This is a genomic window from Planococcus sp. S3-L1 (assembly GCF_030063085.1).
Taxonomy (GTDB): Bacteria; Bacillota; Bacilli; order Bacillales_A; family Planococcaceae; genus Planococcus; species Planococcus kocurii.
The window spans coordinates 31,818-51,604 of record NZ_JASISN010000023.1 but is presented as its reverse complement, the minus strand read 5'-3'; the positions used below and the strand labels follow the sequence as shown (position 1 = coordinate 51,604).

Here is a 19,787-nt window from a genome sequence, read left to right as displayed (position 1 = left end):
GTTATCACCATTTCCGATATTCCCCTAATTCAAACCCCCATATCGTACAAATTTAATGGGCATACTCCACGTTATTTCTTAAGTTGACAGCTATGGGCTGAAGCTGAGCCCACGGAAAGCGAAGTGGTTAGCCCGCTTGGAAGTTATACACCGCTATTCACTTTAATGAGACTTTTTCTACAGTCTGATCCCTCCCGCTCTTTTTGGAGATATTTAAGTTAGAATAGAGGATGAGAATCGTATCTATATTTATATTGGAGGAGTTACAATGAAGTTTGGCATTATCGGCACAAATTGGATTACTGACCGATTTATTAAAGCGGCTAAAGAGCATCCTGACTTTACAATTGGAGCTGTATATTCCAGAAAGTTAGAAACTGGCACCGCATTTGCGGAAAAATACGCGATTGATAACGTCTATACCGATATGGCGGCTATGTTCAGCAGCGGACAGATTGAAGCGGTTTATGTCGCGTCACCTAATGCTATGCATGCTGAGCAAAGCATATTGGCGATGAAGCACGGCATTCATGTTCTTTGTGAGAAACCAGCTGTTACATCAATTGATGAAATGGACCAAATTATTGAAGCTTCAAGAACACACAAAACAACTTATATGGAAGCGATGAAATCGACATTGGTTCCTTCTTTTTTGAACTTGAAGAAAAATATCGATAAAATTGGGCCGATTCGTCGTTTTGTGTTTCATTACAACCAATATTCTTCACGTTACGATAAATACAAAAATGGCATTATTGAAAATGCCTTTAAGCCCGAACTTGGCAATGGTTCTAAAATGGATTTAGGCGTTTATTGCATCGCGCCGATTATTCATTTGGTTGGTGTCCCTGATTCTGCAATGAAAAATCAATTACTATTATCGACAGGTGCCGATGGGCAAGGCAGCATGATTTGGAATTATGCGGATATGGAAGCAGTTATTATGTATTCGAAGATTTCGGATTCTTTTCTGCCAAGTGAAATTCAAGGCGAGAATGGCACCATTGAAATTGATCGCATCAGTGATCCGAAAAATATCTTCATTAAGTATAGAGACGGGCAGACTGAAGACTTGTCTATAGCGCATGATTTTGACTCGATGTATTATGAGTTGGCAGAGTTTATCAGCTGCGTGAAAAACGAGCAGTTAGAATCAACGATCAACACACATGCTATTTCTCGTGAAGTGACGAAGTTGTTGGCGTAGAGAGCAAAGAAGAAAGCGCTCCAGGCGGACGCTTTCCGGGGGGCCGGCTTCAGCCGCTTCCCTCGCTCCGCTCAGTCCAGGGTCTTCAGCTCGTCCTGTTCCCCCTGGAGTCGCCGCCTTTCGCACTTTCTTCTGAGTATGTTGTATTTAGACATATAGCAGAAGATATAGAGTAGCTTTAATTTTGAAGAATAGCTTATTCAATTAAATAGCAAAGGACGTGCCTTATGATAAATGGAATTATATTTGATTTTGACGGATTGATTTTTGACACAGAAACGCATCAGTATCAACTTCTTCAAGAAATGTTTGCCGAGTATAATAGCGAATTGCCACTAGGTATGTGGCAAAATGAAGTAGGTACAGATGGTTCGTTTTCACCGTTCCATTATATGGAGCAGCAAATTGGGAAGCCCGTAGAACATGAGTTACTAAACAAACAATATAAAGAAAGATTTCTTTCTGTTTTGTCTAAAGAAAAACCACGCGATGGTGTCGTTGAGTACTTGGAAACAGCAAAAGAAATGGATTTGAGAATTGGTTTGGCATCGAGTTCTAGTTATCACTGGGTTTCGGGTCATTTAAAACGCCTAGATCTGTATGATTACTTTCAGTGTATCCGAACATCGGACCATGTTGAAAAAGTAAAACCCGATCCTGCTTTATATCTACAAGCAGCCGAGCATTTGGATTTAGCTCCTGAGACATGTCTTGTTTTTGAAGACTCGGCTCATGGTGCCACAGCGGCAAAACGCGCGGGTATGAGTTGTGTAGTGGTGCCGAACAAAATCACAAGCACAATGAATTTTGGTCACGTAGAGCACCGCCTGGATTCGATGGCGGATATGCCATTGAAAGATCTTTTAGATTTTGTAGCGACGATAAAAGTAAAACAGTAACATTCGAAAAAATGGTTCAGGCACAATGCCTGAACCATCTTTTTATTTTTTCATCGTATATTTCCGAATCGCTGGCAAAATTTCTGTCCCGATCAAATCGATATTGCGTTTTAAACGGTCAATCGGCACGCCACCAAAATCCATTTGCGCGATATAGCGTTGATGACCAAACAGTTCATGTTGGTAAAGGATTTTTTCGATAATTTGCTGGGGACTGCCGATGTTCATGACGCTATCCATTTGTGCACCGTGCATGAATGCGGCTTGTGGGTAACCTTGTCCATTGGTTTTTCGCATCCCTTTATCCACATGTGGATAAACTTCTTCCATGGCTTGTTGAGTTGTTGCGGCCACGTTAAAAAATCCAGCAGTCGCAACAGGTAACTTAGAGGGACTAAAGCCACTTTCTTCCGCTGCTTCGCGGTAAGCATCAATCGTATGCTTGAATGTTTCTGCAGGACCGCCGAGCGTCGCAAGCATCATCGGTACACCCGCATGCCCCGCTTTAATCGCACTTGCTGGGTGTCCACCAACCGCACGCCAAATGGGAAGCGAACCTGTAAGCGGACGCGGAATAACTTGTGCGCTACGTAGTGGAGCACGAAACTGCCCGCTCCAATCGACCGTTTCTTCTTTGTTGATTTGTAGCAGCAACTCAAATTTCTCTTCATACAATTCTTCGTAATAACGGATGTCGTAGCCAAGCAAGTCAAATAATCCAACACGCGACGCTCGCCCGGCAATAATTTCTGCGCGGCCATTTGAAATCAAATCGATGGTCGCGAAATCTTCAAACACACGTACCGGATCTGACGTGCTAATAATAGTAGAAGAGCTAGAGATTTTGATATTTTTCGTTGCTTGGGCAATCGCCGCGAGTACCACCGTATGCGCTTGAGTGGCAAAATATTCTTGATGGCTTTCACCGACACTGAAAAAGTCGAGTCCCGCTTGATCTGCTAGTTCTGCCAAGCCAATGATTTCTTGAATGCGCTCTCTTGCAGAAATCCGCTGCCCAGTATGCGGGTCTGGCAGATGATCTCCCAACGTATAAATACCAAATTCCATGCCCTTGTCTGGATTGATGCGGTACTGTTCCATATCCACTGTCCTTTCTATTCCTTGAATCATATTTATACTTTTTGTTTTATTTGTGTAGCAGCAATCGCAAAATAGGTACCGGGTTCCTCTGAAAAGATTACGCGTTCAAAATGAGCATTAATTCCAGCGTTACCTATTAGTTACCCATAGAAAACTACACGCATTTTGCGCTGTCAAAGTCATTGAAAATCTAGTCGTCTTCTCCACACATAAGATAAGCGTATTCGACTTCCGTTACTTGGTCTTTTGTGTCTAAGTCGTAGCTCCATTCCAAATAGCGCAGGCCATCGGAGTTCAAATGTTTTTTAGCATTTTTCATTACCGTGAGTAAATCATTTTTATCCGTAAAATAAGAAATTACGTCATGAATAAATACCAAATCAAAATCGCGCCCTGCGTCGATTATCCCCATTTCGCTTTGCATATGAAGGCAATCTGGGTTCAACTCCCGACTCACTTCCAACATATTTGGTGACAAGTCTGTCAAAGTCATTGAAAAAAACTTTTTAAAGTAAAAAGCATTGCGGCCACCAGTTGGCCAAGTCCTTGTACAGTTTCACGCGAATCACCCTTTCGCTTTTTTATCATTATATAACTTGGCAAGAAGATTGTAGAAGAATGCTGCTTTATTTCGTTTTATCCATAAAAAAAGACTTTCCTTATGATAGGAAAGTCGAGTGATAAAAGCTTATCGTGCATTTATGCTACTATTTTAGCTCGTTCTGCTATTGTGCCTTCTTTACCGGAGATGATCCCTGCAATCAAGATAACAATAGATATCAACATCAAGAATAGCAGTGGCAATGTCCAACCGCTGCCGATATCGTACAAGACACCTGCAAAAACAGGACCAATAGCTGCCAGCATATAACCAAATGATTGAGCCATCCCTGACAATTCCACTGCTTCTTTTGCATCTTTCGTTCTTAGTGTAAAGAATATCATCGAAAGACTAAATCCACTTCCCCCAGCAACTCCAAGACACACGGCCCACAACGGCACCAACATCATACTCCCAAAAAGCAAGCCCGAAAATCCGGTCATAAACAACAAAGCTGTAGCAATCGCAAGACCGACTTGATTTTTTAACTTCTCAGCAATCACGGGAACTACGAACGTAGTCGGAATAATGGCCGCTTGCATTAGAAAGACCATCCATCCGGCAGAACCGGCATTGTACCCAATCGTGTTCAGTATATCTGGCATCCAGGCGACTAAGGTATAAAAGACTAAAGACTGTCCTCCCATAAAAAGAGTGACACTCCAAGCAAGCGGGGATCGCCATAACTTGGTTTTTTGTTTTGGTTGTATCGGTGCTTTTGACACGGCTCCTTGCTGTTTGCGCAATTGCGGAAGCCACACGATTAAGGCTATGGTGGCAAGTATTCCCCAAACCCCAAGCGCACCTTGCCACCCCATATTACCGATACCAGAAATCGGTACACTTAAACCAGAGCCTAACGCACCGAATATATTCATAAAGACTGCGTATATCCCCGTCATGACGCCGATTCGATAGGGAAAATTCATTTTGATAATTCCCGGGATCAACACATTTCCTATAGAAATCGCCAATCCGATGAGAAGTGTTCCGATAAACAGAAAACCAATTCCCGTTACAGACCTTATGGCAATTCCGATAATTAGAAACACCATGGATAAGGCGATTGTCCATTGCATGCCGATACGGTTTGCGATTTTCGGTGCAAAGGGAGAAAGCACAGCAAAAGCGATTAAAGGCAATGTCGTAACCAATCCTGCGACCGCATTGCTTATAGCAAGATCTTCACGGATAAATGACATTAATGTACCCACCGACGTGATCGGCACACGTAAATTTGCTCCAATTAACACAATACCAATCAACAAGACCCATCCAGCTTTTTCAGTATTGTTTATTTCTGTTTGTTTCTTCATACAAATCCTCCAGCAGCTTACTTTTATATTCTTTCGAACCATCTAGTTCATCGTTTTGACGTATACGTTTGCACTTGTCACCCGTTAAAAAATGATGGAATGACTAGCACCTTGGATATTGTAGCGCTAAAAAACAAGATTGTATATCGATAGAATATATTCTCACAAATCAAACGAGTAGGATATGCCGGTAGATTATGTCTTGTATCTTGCAATATCATTTTCAAAACAAAAAAATCTCTCCTTGAATAAGGAGAGATGACCGTCAATCTACTTCTTTAACGACTGTGTGCGCATAAAGATCATGTGGGTATTTTTCACCTTTGTAACTATCGTAGCGTGCTCGATTTTTCACATACATGAAGGCACTTATCGTATCTCGGTGCACGATGTGTTTGAGAATTTGTTCTGCGCTTAGCTCACCACCGGCTTCATCTTTTAACGCAATGCCTATCGCTTTCTGTCCGACTGTTTGCCCGTTCACTCGTAGCTGCGCATACTCAAGCCCCCAGAAAACTAATGAAGGCGAAACTATCTGGTGAAAAAACGGACTTTTTATTCTCTTTTTTAATAACAGTTCTGCGCCCAATGACACAGTCGCAGCAATCACCGAATCGATCAACAACGCTTTAGCTCTCTTTTTCGTTACCCTATACATAGTCATTACCCTCCCGTTGTAAGTAATAAAGCAAAAATTAGCCCAACAAATACTGTTTCAGTCCAATCATACCAATAGCGCTCTTTGTCTCTATGGAGTACCCACTCTTCAAGCCCTGTAACAACTGTTTGGAGAACAAAGAGACCTGCTAAAGGACTGATCTGGACAGCTAAAGAAAGTTCTGTAAAATCTAGTTCTGCAACTAGATACATACACGCGTAAATAAAACCGATGAAAATAACTCCTTGCAAAATCAGTACGTAACGATTTTTGTTTTCGTGAAAAATACTTCTCGAACCTCTTTTGATTCCACGCTTTTTCTTTAAATATACGTCCGAGAAAAGAAAATAAGAAATGACAAGAACAAATAACCCCATATACATCACAACTTCCATATGCAAGCACTCCTCTACCTGTTAAAATTCTACAAAAGAGACGATTTCACCTGCTACTTATTTTTCTACGTGATTGGAGGCATATGCATTGGAGACGGATACAGATTCACTTGTCACTTTCCTCATTGCGTTTGGTGTACCCATTGCAATGATGACATGGGCTTATTTCAAAATGAACGCGACTGACCAACAGTCTGTGAAGTCTGATTTTACATCGCCAAAATTTCTAGTAAGTATGGGCTCTTTTGCTTTAGGGGCTTTTCTTATCGAATTCAGTGATACCTTTGCTGTTCCCATGATCAAAACAATGGGCCTTGTGTTACTGATTATAGGTGGCATTGGTTCAAGCATTGTCACATGGAAAGCTAGTAAAGTCAGAAGCTTACTAATTCTCGGTTTGTTTGTCCTTATGGTTTTTTTCCATGCTAGCTAAACCACTCGTTCGTTTGTCCATAACTTTTTAAGGGAACTACATAGGTTGAACGAATGATTTCCACTTGTTGATATTCTGCAAAACAGCTGTACTTTCGGGCCCACAGGATATGATTCATGCCTCTGGCGCGACAGGACCGCGCGTCCATGGGCTCGGCGAAGTAAGAAGCCAGGCGAACTTTGCCTGGCTTCTTGCGGGAGCCATGCCCAAAGCGCCCGAAGCGGTGTAGAAAACGTTTTCTTTTATTCAACTTAACTAGTCATTTAATAACTTTACTCTAAAAAGGAGTGCTACCCATGATTTTCTTGATTGTCTGGCTACTACTAATCGGCTATGCTGTTTTTCTAGCACCTGGTGGCGAAACAGATCCAATCTTGTCGAGCATATTCAGTGGCGACCTGGGTGCCATTGATCCGCTCGTGCTTGCCGTTTTCAATGCGCTCGGCTTGTTTCCACTGGTTTTTTTGACTTTGCTGCTACTCAATGATCGACAAAAATGGCCGGCGTGGCCGTTTGCACTGCTGTCTTTCGGTATTGGTGCTTTTTCACTCTTACTGTATTTCGCTTTTGGCAATCGACAAGCTGATAGAAAATTAAGGACTCCCGACTGGCTTGCTCGCTTTCTTGCTTCCCGCTTTTGGCTGGTTGTGCTTATGGTGTTTTGGTTACTCAATGGCCTGACATTATTCCAGGGGTTTTCATTAGCTGCTTACCGCGAAGCTTTTTTCGCATCAAGCCTGGTATCTGTTATGACTGTTGACTGGTTTGTGCTATGGGGCTTATCCGTCTATGCTACCTATCATTTCTACTCACAAGCAAAACTCAAATCACTCGCTTGGATTCCAATTATTGGACCCGTACTCGTATTGTTTGTAAACAAAAAAACAACATAAAAAAAGCCGTTACGCAAATTGCAGCGTAACGGCTTTTTATTTTGTTTTTACTGAGCTGTTAGTCCACCATCAACAAGAAACTCTGAACCAGTAGAGTAGCTTGCATCGTCAGAAGCTAAGAATAACACCATGTTCGAAACTTCTTCAGATTGCGCAACGCGCTTCATTGGAATTGTTTTTGAAAATGCTTCTACAGCTGCTTTTGTATCTTCTTGAACAACCATTGGCGTTGCGATAACGCCTGGGTGTACAGAGTTTACACGAATACCATAGTTTGCGCATTCAAGTGCTGCTGCTTTTGTCATGCCGCGAACTGCGAATTTTGTATCTGTGTAACCGATTGCTCCACCAACCATCCCGTTCATAGAAGAAATGTTGACGATCGAACCGCCGCCTACTTTTTGCATAGCTGGAATGACTGTTTTCATTCCAAGGAATACAGATACTTGGTTAATGTCTACAATGCGACGGTATTCTTCTTCTGTCGTTTGTAAGATTGATTTTGCCATCGTAATACCGGCGTTGTTAACCAATACGTCTACTTGACCGAATGCTTTTTCAGTTTCTGCCACTACTGTTGCCCAGTCTTCTGCGTTAGTGACGTTTTGCTTAACGAATAATGCATTGTCTCCAAGTTCTTTCGCTAGCGCTTCGCCTTTTTCTACGTTTAAGTCCGTGATTACAACTTTTGCGCCTTCTTCGATAAATTTCTTCGCATGCGATGCACCCATACCTTGTGCCGCACCCGTAATAATTGCTACTTTGCCTTGTAATCTTGCCATTTTCTATTCCTCCTATGGTTATGCTGGAAATCGATTCATAATTAAACTACACTTGTAAGTTAACAGATAAATATCTAGTTTGTCCAATGAAAAGATTCCATGTCATACTTAATTCACAAATCGCTTCATTTTCTAGATACAAGAGGAGGAAAATAAGGTGAACAGCACAGAAGACCGCCGCATTTTGCGAACACAAAAAAAGTTAAAGACAGCCTTATTGCATTTATTGCAAGAAAAAGAACTGCAACAACTGACTATTACAGAAGTCGCGAAGCGCGCAGACTGCAACCGTGTGACGTTCTACTCACATTATAAGGATTTGAACGACTTGCTCGCAGCTATCGTGACAGATCACTTGGAAAATCTTGCAAGTGATTTTCGTAAGAGCTTTCAGAATTTAAAACGCTTTTCTTCAACCGACGTGCAGCGTCATTTGCCAATTTTCGAATACATTTATCAACATCAATTTATCTTCCAGTTGATTATTAGAGGAGAAGTACTGCCTGGTTCACAAAATCAGTTTTGTGAAACGCTCGTTCAAATATCTGCTACAGAGCTACAATTGGAAGAAACGAGCGACTTAGAAATTCCCACACTCAATTATTTTATGACATACGGCAGCTTAGGCTTTTTCTTTTACTGGATCCAACAAGATTTTAAAGATTCTCCCAAAACCATGGCGGGTAAACTTGCGAAACTTCATGGCAAAATGTATGACGGTTCGGTAGTGTTGGATAACTAGTCCACATGAGAATGAATAGTAGTGTATACTTCCAAGCGAGCTGACCACTTCACTTTCCGTGGGCTCAGCCCGCTTAGAAGCAGGCGGCTTTAATCAAAGAGAGCAAACTATTTATCCGTTCCTTACTTAGAGATGCTGAATACGTGTAGCCTCCACACTCCAGGATCCAAAGGGCAAAGAGGTGCTCCTGCGAGATAACGAAGCGATGAAATCCACTCGGGCGATTAGCCAGAGTTAGTTTGGGGCAAGCCCGCGGAAAGCGACCGACTGGAGCGCAGAATCCGGTATAAACAAGAGAAAAGAATATTTATTCTCTACTGACTTGTGCTTATTCTTTCGTCATAGCGAGATCTCTTTTAAAAGTTCGCAATCGTCCATTTCACAACTTCAACCAACCCAACTAGCGACAACAAAAAAACAAGATTTAAAACCAAGCTAATAACAGATCGTTGCGTATTTCTAACATAACCCCATTCAAGAACGGTCTGGAACAATGCTACTATTCCAAAAAACAATAAGACATTTATGTAATTGATCGTTACCTCGTTTATCGACAAAAGCAAAAGTACAATCAAGCTCGTGACAAGGATCCATCCTACCCATCGCTCGATTTTCTTTACGGGCGCTGCTTTTCGGTCTACTCCGTGCTTTTTCTCTATTCGCTGGAGCAAGAAGCCAATAAACAGCAGAAGAGCACCAAGTCCAATTAGAATTAACGTCTCCATTTCACTCTACCTCCTCAAAAAATCAATTTGCCTGAAAGTTTTTCATCTACTAGCTTACTTGTAAGAAAGCCATCGTCATGAAAACGACCAAGGTTACTGCTACGATTGAAAAGTACAGAAGTGACGCCTGATACTTTCGAGATCCTTTTAAATACTTCCATTCTAAAATAATTTGCATAGCACTCCCCACAAAAAAAATAAAAAATAGCCAAAAGAAAAATCTTTCTAATGAACCTTGGAACATTAAAGCTATGGCAATGATTGCAGCTACAGTCAGCAACCCATTCCATCGCTCGAATCTCTTCACTGGAACTCCTGCTTGTGCTTCTTTATCAATCCCAAAGCGCTTTTTCAAAAATATTCTTAAAAAATGAAAGCCGAAAATAACGACTAGCCAAACAAACAAAAAACTTGTATCCATATCTCGCACCTCCTAATCGCTTGTCTATTCTACGAACGAAAAGAATTGAGGTTTCGGTTTTTTCTGTTCTTTAATTTAGTGGATAGTGAAGGCGAAGTTGTTTAGGGATTGGAGCTAACCTTGAATATGTGGATGATTTCACGTAGAAACGGGGATAACTATGGTGTTTTGTCATTCTCTGCCACTTATCCACATGTGGACAAATACGTTAGAAATTTACGACAAACTTTCAACATACCTAGAAACAACTTGAAAGAAAAATTCTTTTTAGTGTGAAAAATCGGCTATCCGGGTATTTTAATCTTACTACAAGAAATGGAATTTCAAAACGACACTAGCTAGAGTTAGCGAGAAAGAGGTGGACATGATGGAGCAAGATAAAAACAAGAATCCTTTTAGCCATGCAGCTTCCTGGTTTACAAAATGGGTACTGAACAACAAAGCGGTAGCCATACTGATTATTGTTTTGTTGATTTTAGTAAACTTGCTACTGTTACCAAAAGTTAGTTTTATATTCCGGCCATTCACTGCTTTTTTCGATGTCATGGGGCTGCCATTAATCATGGCGGGGGTCTTTTATTACTTGCTTAATCCACTCGTTAATTGGATGGAAACGAAAAAATTCCCACGTTCGGCCAGTATTTTAATTGTCTTTGTAGTGATTGCTGGTTTGCTCGCTTGGGGCATTGCGACATTGATTCCGATTATCCGAGAACAGACAATAAGCTTACTGGAAAACTGGCAAGACTATTTGAATACCTTTGTCTCTCAAATCGATAGCTTTTTCCAGAGTAATTTGCTGTCACAACTGCAAACGCAGCTAACGGGAGGAACAGAGAACTTATCCACGTCCATTACTAATCAAGCAGATAATGTGGTGGGTACGACCGTGACTGGCCTCGGTAGTGTCTTTGGCGTCTTGTCGACAACGTTACTCGCTATCATCACGACTCCATTTATTCTTTTTTACTTGCTGAAAGACGGCCACCATTTGCCTTATCACATTATGAAGCTCGTGCCTTCGAATATGCGTGAACATAGCTACCTGTTGTTGCGCGAAATGAACTTACAGATTAGCCAGTATATCCGAGGACAATTGATTGTCGCCTTTTTTGTTGGACTGATGTTCTGGATTGGTTTTAGCATCATTGGACTTAAATACGCGTTAACCTTAGGTGTACTGGCGGGCATTTTGAACTTGATTCCTTTTCTTGGATCCTTTATCGCTTTCGTTCCTATCGTTATTATCGCGATTGTCGTCCATTCGCCGTTTATGCTCGTTAAAGTACTGATTGTCTTTTTTATCGAACAAACTTTAGAAGGGCGTGTTATTCAACCGCTTATACTTGGCAGTAATTTACAAATTCACCCTGTTACCATCATTGCGGTTTTATTGACTGCGGGGAATCTCTTTGGTATTTTCGGCGTCATCCTCGGAATTCCGGCCTACGCCGTCCTTAAAGTAATTTTGAGTCATCTGTTCACCTGGTACAAGTCCTACACCGGATTATATGCGGATACTTACAATCCAGCACCAGAGCCGCCCATTTCAGAAAAGAAAAAGAAAAAACAGCTTAGCTTAAAAAGAAAATTACGATAAGAAAGAGCTACCGAATCCCTCGATTCGGTAGCTCTTTTAGTTAATAAAAATCAGCTTGTATAATACTTGCTAATGACTTCTTTAGCACCACTTTATCGCTATCTGAGAGAAATTGCAGCACTGACTCATTTAGCTGTTCAGTCGTTGCTTCTACGTCTTGTTGAATCGCTTTCGCCTTTTTCGTGGTGGCCACTAAAATGTTTCGGCGGTTTTCAGGATCGATTGAGCGTTCGATAAAGCCTGCTTTTTGCATTTTATCTAAAATCCCAGACACCGTCGAAGCTTCCAAATGCATCATGGCACCAATTTGTTTAGGAGACATTTCGCCTTTTCTCCATAAACAATTTAACACCCCGTATTGAGCTGGGGTTAAGTCGTATTCTTCTAATAGCTTGCTAAAGTGTTTAAACACCTTGTTTTGGCTAATACTCAGTAAGTAGTTAATACACTCATTTAGTTCCATTTAATCTCCTCCATATTGACAATATTCATCTTATCATGTTAGGTTTTGTATTCAAATAATTTTGTTGCAGAACTATTCTTCAGAAACAACAAATAGAGAGGGGCAATTTTTTATGAATCCGTTTAAAGCAATTCGAGTTAATGAACAAAATACTGAAGTCACTTATGATTTAGAAGAGGTCACCATCGACCAACTTTCAGAAGGTGAAGTCTTAATCAAAGTTGCCTACTCCTCCATCAATTATAAAGATATGTTAGCTGTTCAAAAAAATACCGGCGTGATCCGCAATTATCCGATGACACCAGGAATCGATTTGAGCGGAACAATCCTTGAGTCGACAGATTCACGTTTCAAAAAAGGGCAAGCAGTCATCGTTACAGGCTTTGCCATGGGCATGAGCCACACAGGCGGTTTCTCAGAATACGCACGTGTCCCTGCAGATTGGATCGTCCCATTGCCTGGTAACTTGAGCTTAAAGGACGCGATGGTCTTCGGAACAGCTGGATTTACTGCAGCACTGTCTATTGGTGCGTTGGAAAAGAGCGGGATGGACGCAGCGAACCATCCCGAAATTTTGGTTACCGGCGCAACAGGCGGAGTCGGCAGTATCGCACTTCAGATTTTATCGAAAATGGGCTTCCAAAACATTTCGGCACTTGTTCGGAAAGACAACCAAGTTGAAGTCGCAAAATCACTTGGCGCAACAAACGTCGTTTTCGCAGATGACTTAGGTGAATTACAAAAGCCATTAAACAAAACACGTTTTGATTATGTGGTCGATACAGTCGGTGGAGATGTTGCCGCTGTACTCATTCCTCAACTTGCTTACGACGGCAGTATGAGCATGTGTGGCAACGCTGGTGGCTTGCAAATCACGACTACGGTCTTGCCCTTTATCTTGAGAGGTGTAAGCTTGCTTGGTATCGATTCGGTGAACGTACCGATTCACAAGCGTGGAGCTATTTGGGAGAAGATGGCCAACGAATGGAACATCACTCAAACGACTTTAACGGATGAAGTAACGCTTGAAGAATTGCCTCAGACGATTGAAGCGATTAAAAACGGCCAGCATTTAGGAAGAACGATTGTGAAGTTGTAGGATTTTCAGGGTAAAAAGCATAAAAAAGAAGGGCTGCCTCAAAAGGTCATAAAAAATGACTTTTGGTGACAGCCCTTTTATTGTTCTCGAAAAGACCGGCTAATTTTCATTGCGGCGGACGCTTTCCGCGGGCACGGCCTCTGCCGCTTCCTTCGCTCCACTCAGTCCAGTGGCTCCAGCTCGTGCTGTTCCCGCAGGAGTCGCCGCCTTCATTTCAATCAGCCTATTCTCAAATGGAGATAAAGTAAAAATTAATAAAGTAAAATCAAGCATTAATCGTACTTATAGAGACTCACGAGACAGCAGTTTTTTATGTAAGCACATTTGTTACCTGCTACTTTCCAGTCATGCGAATCACGTATCTAGTCACCGATTACTGTACTCATTGCCGGCAGTGGCGAATCTAAATACGTGTCTTCCATTAACAAGAGCTGCTGTTAAAATCAGTTTTCTTCACTCGTAATGTAGTGATACAACTTACTTTCCACAGTATTCTCTAACGTTAAATGCATATGGACTACCGGGATTTCTTTTAGGTTTTTATCCGTCATCAACGCTTGCTCGATGTTTTCTTTATCTGGAAGAGCTTGACCCAAATAATAAAAATCGCCACCCTCGTCGTCATCCTTTTTGATAAACAAATGGAGATCAATATTATTTTCCGCAGCATCTATAATGGTTTTTACTTCTCCAGATGCTAAGGTGCGATTACTTCTTGTTGACCATTTAAAGATTTCAGGACTGATAAAGCCTTCTGTATAGGCAACGCTCGATTCTACTTCATCATTTTTGTGATACGTAACAAAAATCGGACAAGAACCGTGCTTTGTTTTATAGCCATAAATCGTGGAGCTTTCATCGCTTGACCAGTTTAATAAACGGCACGCATCTTTACGCGTGTATTTTTTATAACGTGTTAAAGCACGATTACATTCGTAGCTTTTGCTCAATTCTTTAGCACTCACTATTAGATCAACAAACATTTTTCGGAAGCTCGTATTCTTCTTTAAGCTTTCTTGAATATCTTCATTAAAATAGATGCTGCTTTCTCCAAAGACCACAAGTGGTTTATTGCCATATTTTTTACGTGGACCTTGGTTGAAAAAGCTTAAACCTAAGATGCGCTCTACCGAAGCAAAAGTGTCCGAATTGACCGTACAGTTATGGGATTTTACAGATTGCTCGTAAGTGCCCCGCGTGACTTGGTCTTTTTCCACTAATAATTCAAGCAATAGGATCTCATGCAGCCTTTTGCCGTTTAGAATTTCCAGTGACAGCATCGTCAATACCTGTTCCTCATAAACAGTTACAAGCGGATCAATTTCTTTCAACTTCAATAAAAACTGGTGATAGGTTGTGTATTTGTGAACAATCACTAACGGATCAATAGAGTTGTACTGAATAAAATCCTGAAGCTGTGGAATGTGTCCGATTCTATTTTTTAACTCTAGATAAGTTTCTCGAAGAATCTTCATATCACTTAAGTTACTTTTCTTAATCGCTGAGAACACACGATTTTTCGCAATTTCTTCAAAATTCACTGTGGAAATCCCTCTGATGTAGCTAGTGTCTTTCATTCGGCGGCGAATATTATCCTTGTTTTGTGAACGCTCACCTGACAACGCGACTGGAATGAGGTAGTTATTTTTATAGTTACCGATGAAATCAATGATGGTTACGAATTCTTTTGATCCGTGCTTGCGAAGACCACGGCCCAACTGCTGGATAAAAATAATGCTAGACTGTGTTTGTCTTAGCATAACCACTTGATTGACACTCGGAATATCGATTCCTTCATTAAAAATATCGACAGTTAAAATATAATCAATGATGCCATTCTCTAACCGGTCAATGTGTAAAATTCGTTCTTCTTGCGAATTTTGGCCAGTCAATGCTACCGTCTTTAACCCTCTACGATTCAATTCTTCTGAAAGCTTGATAGCTTCCTCTTTTCGGCTACAGAACATGAGCCCTCTCACTTTTTCACCTGAATGTCCATAGTAATTGATTTTTTGCAGAAGATGATCAACTCGTTCTTCTGTTATCAATTTCGAAAAAACGGTCGCTTCGTCAATCACGCCTTCTTCATACTCAACGTCGGTTACGCCAAAATAGTGAAACGGACAAAGCATGTCTTCTTCTAATGCTTCTTGTAAGCGAATCTCATACGCAACGTTATAGTCGAATAGCTCATATATATTAAAATCATCGGTTCGTTCCGGTGTTGCCGTCATGCCCATGAGAAACTTCGGCTGGAAATGCTCGATGACTTTCTGATACGACTTAGCTCCCGCTTTATGTACTTCATCAATCAAAATATAGTCAAAAGCTTGCGGATCTAGTTGATTGAGCGTGGCTTCTTTTGAAATAGTTTGAATCGTCGCAAACAAATAACGCGCATCCGTTTCTCTCAAATTTCCTGAAAGAATTCCAAAATCACTTTCCACTCCACCCAGTATTCGAATAAAGTCCGACTTTGCCTTTTGAAGAATTTGTTCTCTGTGAACGATAAATAGCATTCTTTTTGGAGCAAAACTTCGGACGTCAAAAGCAGATAGATAAGTTTTCCCTGTCCCCGTCGCCGAAATTACCAAACCTTTGTCATTTCCAGCTTCACGTACTGACTGTATTTGTTGAAGAGCAGCTTCTTGCATTTTGTTCGGCTTGATATTGATGGCTTCTTTTAACGGATTTTCAGTATACACTTCGGGAAATTCAGCTATATTTTTTAATTCTTTGCGGTATTCAATCGGTACATAAGATTGTTCATAGTTTGTAATCCACTGTTCTGTTAGCGGTTGTGCATTTTCCCAAACCTCTTCGAATTGCTGATAAAAATGATGGACCAATTCTCCGTTTTCATGAGAACTCAATTTGACATTCCACTCATAGTTCACTTGCAAGGCTTGTGCCGTTAAATTAGAACTGCCGACAATTAACGTCTGATGCGTTTCATGTGAAAAAATATAGCCTTTTGAATGAAAACCTTTCATGTTCGATAACCGGACTTCCACATTATTGATTTTCATAAGTTCTTTAAATACTTTAGGCTGATTAAAATTTAAAAAAGTCGAAGTTAAAATTCTTCCTTTGATTCCTTTTCGGTCAAGATCTGATAAATGCGTTTTTAAGGTCGCCAAGCCACTTTCAGTCACGAATGCTACAGAAAAGAGAAATGATTGACAGCTATCTAACTCTTCTGTAATGGAATTCAACACAGTGTCATTTGTTTTCGTATTATTGATCAGCAAAGTTGGCTTGAAACGTTCACCACTTGGTTTTGCTTGGTCGATAAACCCTTTATATAGAGAGTCTTCTAAATTCTGAAGAAAATTCATACCTATCCCCCGCTTTTCTTTCAGCCAATTTTATATCTCTAAACTTAAGCATGCTGTTTTAGTTTTTGTATCGCTGGAATATCTGCTGGCGCCCATTCTAGCTGCTCGAGTTCGTGCGCTTCTAACCATTCGATTGCTATATGTTCTGTTAATACTGGAGTTCCTTCGACCAATTGGCAGTAAAACGTAGTTAAATGAACAATACCAAAGTCGTATTCATACACCGTATGTTCTACTTGTTCACCAATTTCTACTTGGCAATGCATTTCTTCTTGGATTTCTCTTCGCAACGCTGCTTGCGGCGTTTCAGTTTCTTCTATTTTGCCTCCAGGAAATTCCCATAAACCAGGCAAACTTTTTTCCGTTCCACGTTGTGCACACAAGATTTTGTTACCGTCTTTAATAACTGCCCCAACGACATATATGTTTTTTATTTTCATTTTTCTCACCTACTTTTATTTTTATTTAAGTTAAAGCAGTGGTAATAGATTGATTTAAATTTGATATAATTTAACTGTTGCAAAATTCAGATTTAGAAAGACGATTTAATTGTTACGATATAAGTTATGTCTTCTTACCAAGGATATATATAATGCAGCTTTGGATCAAGTCGATTTTCCACTATTTCTATTTTATGGAATATTTTTTGTGTATATTCGAAACTTTTTTTAAACGAGTTAGGATTTTTCAAAACACCTACTAGATACGAAAGGATGATCACATGAAAAAAATCACGAAATTCAAAGTAGCCGTCGTCCAAGCCGGTGCTGAAATCATGGACAAAGAAAAAGGCGTAGCCAAAACAGTTCGTTTGATTCAAGAAGCAGCTAGGCAGCAAGCTAATATTATTGCCTTCCCAGAAGCATTCATCCCCGCCTATCCGCGTGGTATGTCGTTTGGTGCAGTGGTTGGCAGCCGTGACTTGGAAGGTCGCAAAGATTTTCGTGAATACTGGGACAATTCCATCACAGCACCTGGTCCTGAAACACAAGCGATTGGCAAAGCAGCGAGACAAGCGGGAGCTTACGTCGTAATCGGTGTCATCGAAAAAGACTCGAACGGTAGCCAAGGCACGCTGTATTGCACAGTCTTATTTTATGGACCTGATGGCGAATTGCTCGGCAAGCACCGTAAGTTAAAACCGACCGGGTCGGAACGTCTCATTTGGGGACAAGGCGACGGCAGTACATTGCCAGTTTTCGAGACGCCTTACGGACGACTTGGTGCGTTAATTTGCTGGGAAAATTACATGCCGCTCGCGCGTGCTGCAATGTATGACAAAGGGATCCAGATTTACGTCATGCCAACTGCCGATGGACGGGATACGTGGACGTCAACGGTTCGACACGTAGCGGCAGAAGGGCGTTGCTTCGTATTGTCGTGCAATCAGTATTCAACAAAATCAATGTACCCAGAAGCTATTTCGTCACGGGCTGAATTTCAAGAGTTGCCAGAGGAAATGTCTCGTGGCGGAAGTTGCATAGCAGGACCTCTAGGGGAGTTGATCGTCGAGCCGGTGTACGGAGAAGAAACCATTCTCTACGCCGAACTCGATTTAGACCAAATCGCCGAAAGTCAGTTTGATTTTGACGTATCGGGACATTACGCTAGACCGGATGTTTTTCAGTTGAGTGTCAATGAGAAAGCGCAAAAAAACGTGGTGTGGAACAACTGATCATCCTTTCTTTTTCTAAAAATACAATTGCAAAGAAAGGTGGGAAGCCTAGTGGAAAACGATAAAATCACCAGACGCAATCCCATCGGTATGCCGAAACCCGTCGGCAATTACACACACATTACGAGAATCCCCAGAAATGCAGAGCTGTATGTGACTTCGGGGCAAATTGGTCTAGATGCGAACGGCAAGCTTCCTAAGGGATTCCATTCTCAAATTACCAATACAGTTAAAAATATTAAACAAGTTCTCTATTCAGAACAGTTAACTGCTGAGAATATCATCAAAGTAAATATATGGGCTACCGAAAAGATCGATTGGGATTTCTTATATGCTGAATGGTCACAGCTATTCGGCACTGATTATCCAGCCATGACGATTGGGTACATTACAGAACTGGGGTTGCCCGACATCAAAATTGAAATTGAAATTTGGGCAGCTCAAGTTTGATCCACTATGAAAAAGCACAGCCAGAACGGAGTACCGTTTTGATTGTGCTCTTTATTGTTTTATTTGATGTATAAAATAATGATCAGATGTTACTTTTATTGCTAATCAGTAACCTCACATAACAAGACTACCAATTGATAAAACTCACGCTTTCAGATGGGAGAAGTTCGCAAATGATCAACTTACAAAATTCCACACCAGAAGAAATCCGGCAGCTGATTCGAGAAGGCAATTTAAAGAGTCCTACTTCGGGGATGGCGAATGGCTTTTTGCAAGCTAACCTTGTCGTTCTTCCAAAAGACATGGCGTTCGATTTCCTGCTATTTTGCCAGCGCAACCCAAAATCTTGTCCATTAATAGACGTCACCGATGCCGGTTCATTTACACCTGTCCAATCCGCGCCTACAGCAGATATAAGAAGTGACATTCCGCTTTATCATGTTTACCGAGACGGGAAATTAACGGAAACGCTGACAAACATTACGGAGCTTTGGAATAATGACATGGTCGCGTTTCTCATTGGTTGTAGCTTTACGTTTGAAGAAGCTTTAGTCAACAATGGCATTCCGATTCGCCACAACGACGAAGGAATAAATGTACCGATGTACAAAACATCTATTCCAACCATTAAAGCCGGAATATTCGAAGGACCCACTGTTGTCAGTATGCGTCCTGTTGCCGAAAAAGATGTGGTACGCGCCGTGCAAGTAACAAGTCGTTTTCCTACCGTCCACGGTGCACCGCTCCATATTGGCAATCCGGAAAGTATCGGTATCGACGATATAAATCAGCCTGACTACGGTGACCGCGTGACGATTAACGATGGTGAAGTGCCGCTTTTTTGGGCTTGCGGGGTCACGCCACAAGCCATTGCTGCACATGTCAAACCGCCATTTATGATTACACATGCGCCAGGGCATATGTTTATTACAGATATAAAAACCGAAGAAGTCGGAGTCATATAAGTTCAGATAGAACAAAAAGCACAG

The 19,787-nt window shown here is 41.2% G+C and carries 21 protein-coding genes; 10 read left to right on the top strand and 11 right to left on the bottom strand.

From position 1 onward, the window contains the following. The first annotated feature begins 268 nt into the window (after positions 1-268). Together QMF37_RS15960 and QMF37_RS15955 are read left to right on the top strand one after the other, a co-directional pair. A complete protein-coding gene (locus QMF37_RS15960) occupies positions 269-1,207 on the top strand; it encodes a Gfo/Idh/MocA family protein (RefSeq protein ID WP_283478854.1) in 939 nt (312 codons plus the stop codon). Positions 1,208-1,434: 227 nt separating this feature from the next. Further along, positions 1,435-2,106, top strand: coding sequence for an HAD family hydrolase (locus QMF37_RS15955; protein WP_078080756.1), 672 nt, complete (start codon positions 1,435-1,437; stop codon positions 2,104-2,106). Between the two features lie 42 nt (positions 2,107-2,148). On the opposite strand, the gene QMF37_RS15950 is transcribed toward QMF37_RS15955, so the two are convergent. The 5 genes from QMF37_RS15950 to QMF37_RS15930 form a co-directional block, all read right to left on the bottom strand. After that, positions 2,149-3,207 carry an LLM class flavin-dependent oxidoreductase gene (locus QMF37_RS15950; RefSeq protein ID WP_078080857.1) on the bottom strand — a complete coding sequence of 353 codons (1,059 nt, stop codon included), beginning with the start codon at positions 3,205-3,207 and terminating at the stop codon, positions 2,149-2,151. A 190-nt stretch (positions 3,208-3,397) separates the two neighbouring features. Continuing rightward, positions 3,398-3,700 (bottom strand): methyltransferase domain-containing protein, encoded by a 303-nt coding sequence (locus QMF37_RS15945; RefSeq protein WP_149456096.1) that lies wholly within the window; start codon positions 3,698-3,700, stop codon positions 3,398-3,400. Between the two features lie 206 nt (positions 3,701-3,906). Further along, positions 3,907-5,124: a CynX/NimT family MFS transporter gene (locus tag QMF37_RS15940; RefSeq protein WP_078080757.1), complete on the bottom strand. Its 1,218-nt coding sequence runs from the start codon at positions 5,122-5,124 to the stop codon at positions 3,907-3,909. A 265-nt stretch (positions 5,125-5,389) separates the two neighbouring features. Beyond that, a complete protein-coding gene (locus tag QMF37_RS15935; RefSeq protein ID WP_283478851.1) occupies positions 5,390-5,782 on the bottom strand; it encodes an RDD family protein in 393 nt (130 codons plus the stop codon). Between the two features lie 5 nt (positions 5,783-5,787). After that, the gene (locus tag QMF37_RS15930) at positions 5,788-6,177 is read right to left on the bottom strand and encodes a DUF4181 domain-containing protein (protein ID WP_071152737.1); all 390 of its coding nucleotides are present in this window, start codon (positions 6,175-6,177) and stop codon (positions 5,788-5,790) included. An 88-nt stretch (positions 6,178-6,265) separates the two neighbouring features. Between QMF37_RS15930 and QMF37_RS15925 the strand changes: the two genes are divergently transcribed. Continuing rightward, entirely contained in the window at positions 6,266-6,610 is a 345-nt protein-coding gene (locus QMF37_RS15925) for a hypothetical protein (RefSeq protein ID WP_071152738.1), read from the top strand. 296 nt (positions 6,611-6,906) lie between these two features. Further along, entirely contained in the window at positions 6,907-7,503 is a 597-nt protein-coding gene (locus QMF37_RS15920) for a hypothetical protein (protein ID WP_078080758.1), read from the top strand. A gap of 47 nt (positions 7,504-7,550) precedes the next feature. Here QMF37_RS15920 and QMF37_RS15915 read toward each other — a convergent pair whose 3' ends face one another. Continuing rightward, complete coding sequence (locus QMF37_RS15915; RefSeq protein WP_071152739.1) at positions 7,551-8,285, bottom strand: glucose 1-dehydrogenase; 735 nt, start codon at positions 8,283-8,285, stop codon at positions 7,551-7,553. Positions 8,286-8,442: 157 nt separating this feature from the next. Between QMF37_RS15915 and QMF37_RS15910 the strand changes: the two genes are divergently transcribed. Then, on the top strand, positions 8,443-9,027 hold the full coding sequence (locus QMF37_RS15910; RefSeq protein ID WP_071152740.1) for a TetR/AcrR family transcriptional regulator: 585 nt from the start codon (positions 8,443-8,445) through the stop codon (positions 9,025-9,027). Between the two features lie 356 nt (positions 9,028-9,383). Here QMF37_RS15910 and QMF37_RS15905 read toward each other — a convergent pair whose 3' ends face one another. Together QMF37_RS15905 and QMF37_RS15900 are read right to left on the bottom strand one after the other, a co-directional pair. Beyond that, positions 9,384-9,752: a DUF4181 domain-containing protein gene (locus tag QMF37_RS15905; RefSeq protein WP_071152741.1), complete on the bottom strand. Its 369-nt coding sequence runs from the start codon at positions 9,750-9,752 to the stop codon at positions 9,384-9,386. 49 nt (positions 9,753-9,801) lie between these two features. After that, positions 9,802-10,173, bottom strand: a complete 372-nt coding sequence (locus tag QMF37_RS15900) for a DUF4181 domain-containing protein (protein ID WP_283478848.1) — start codon at positions 10,171-10,173, stop codon at positions 9,802-9,804. A gap of 367 nt (positions 10,174-10,540) precedes the next feature. On the opposite strand from QMF37_RS15900, the gene QMF37_RS15895 reads away from it, so the two are divergent. Beyond that, positions 10,541-11,773 (top strand): AI-2E family transporter, encoded by a 1,233-nt coding sequence (locus QMF37_RS15895; protein ID WP_078080759.1) that lies wholly within the window; start codon positions 10,541-10,543, stop codon positions 11,771-11,773. 40 nt (positions 11,774-11,813) lie between these two features. Here QMF37_RS15895 and QMF37_RS15890 read toward each other — a convergent pair whose 3' ends face one another. Then, positions 11,814-12,236, bottom strand: a complete 423-nt coding sequence (locus tag QMF37_RS15890; RefSeq protein ID WP_071152743.1) for a MarR family winged helix-turn-helix transcriptional regulator — start codon at positions 12,234-12,236, stop codon at positions 11,814-11,816. Between the two features lie 112 nt (positions 12,237-12,348). Between QMF37_RS15890 and QMF37_RS15885 the strand changes: the two genes are divergently transcribed. Beyond that, the gene (locus QMF37_RS15885; protein WP_071152744.1) at positions 12,349-13,335 is read left to right on the top strand and encodes a YhdH/YhfP family quinone oxidoreductase; all 987 of its coding nucleotides are present in this window, start codon (positions 12,349-12,351) and stop codon (positions 13,333-13,335) included. A 443-nt stretch (positions 13,336-13,778) separates the two neighbouring features. On the opposite strand, the gene QMF37_RS15880 is transcribed toward QMF37_RS15885, so the two are convergent. Together QMF37_RS15880 and QMF37_RS15875 are read right to left on the bottom strand one after the other, a co-directional pair. Beyond that, positions 13,779-16,673 (bottom strand): DEAD/DEAH box helicase, encoded by a 2,895-nt coding sequence (locus QMF37_RS15880; RefSeq protein WP_283478846.1) that lies wholly within the window; start codon positions 16,671-16,673, stop codon positions 13,779-13,781. 44 nt (positions 16,674-16,717) lie between these two features. Next, complete coding sequence (locus tag QMF37_RS15875; RefSeq protein ID WP_071152745.1) at positions 16,718-17,113, bottom strand: (deoxy)nucleoside triphosphate pyrophosphohydrolase; 396 nt, start codon at positions 17,111-17,113, stop codon at positions 16,718-16,720. Positions 17,114-17,394: 281 nt separating this feature from the next. On the opposite strand from QMF37_RS15875, the gene QMF37_RS15870 reads away from it, so the two are divergent. The 3 genes from QMF37_RS15870 to QMF37_RS15860 all read left to right on the top strand — a co-directional run bounded on the left by QMF37_RS15870 (position 17,395) and on the right by QMF37_RS15860 (position 19,763). Then, positions 17,395-18,348, top strand: coding sequence for a carbon-nitrogen hydrolase family protein (locus tag QMF37_RS15870; RefSeq protein ID WP_283478844.1), 954 nt, complete (start codon positions 17,395-17,397; stop codon positions 18,346-18,348). Positions 18,349-18,399: 51 nt separating this feature from the next. After that, positions 18,400-18,798, top strand: coding sequence for a RidA family protein (locus QMF37_RS15865; protein ID WP_058384124.1), 399 nt, complete (start codon positions 18,400-18,402; stop codon positions 18,796-18,798). A 173-nt stretch (positions 18,799-18,971) separates the two neighbouring features. Beyond that, complete coding sequence (locus tag QMF37_RS15860; protein WP_058384123.1) at positions 18,972-19,763, top strand: putative hydro-lyase; 792 nt, start codon at positions 18,972-18,974, stop codon at positions 19,761-19,763. The last annotated feature ends 24 nt before the right edge of the window (positions 19,764-19,787 follow it).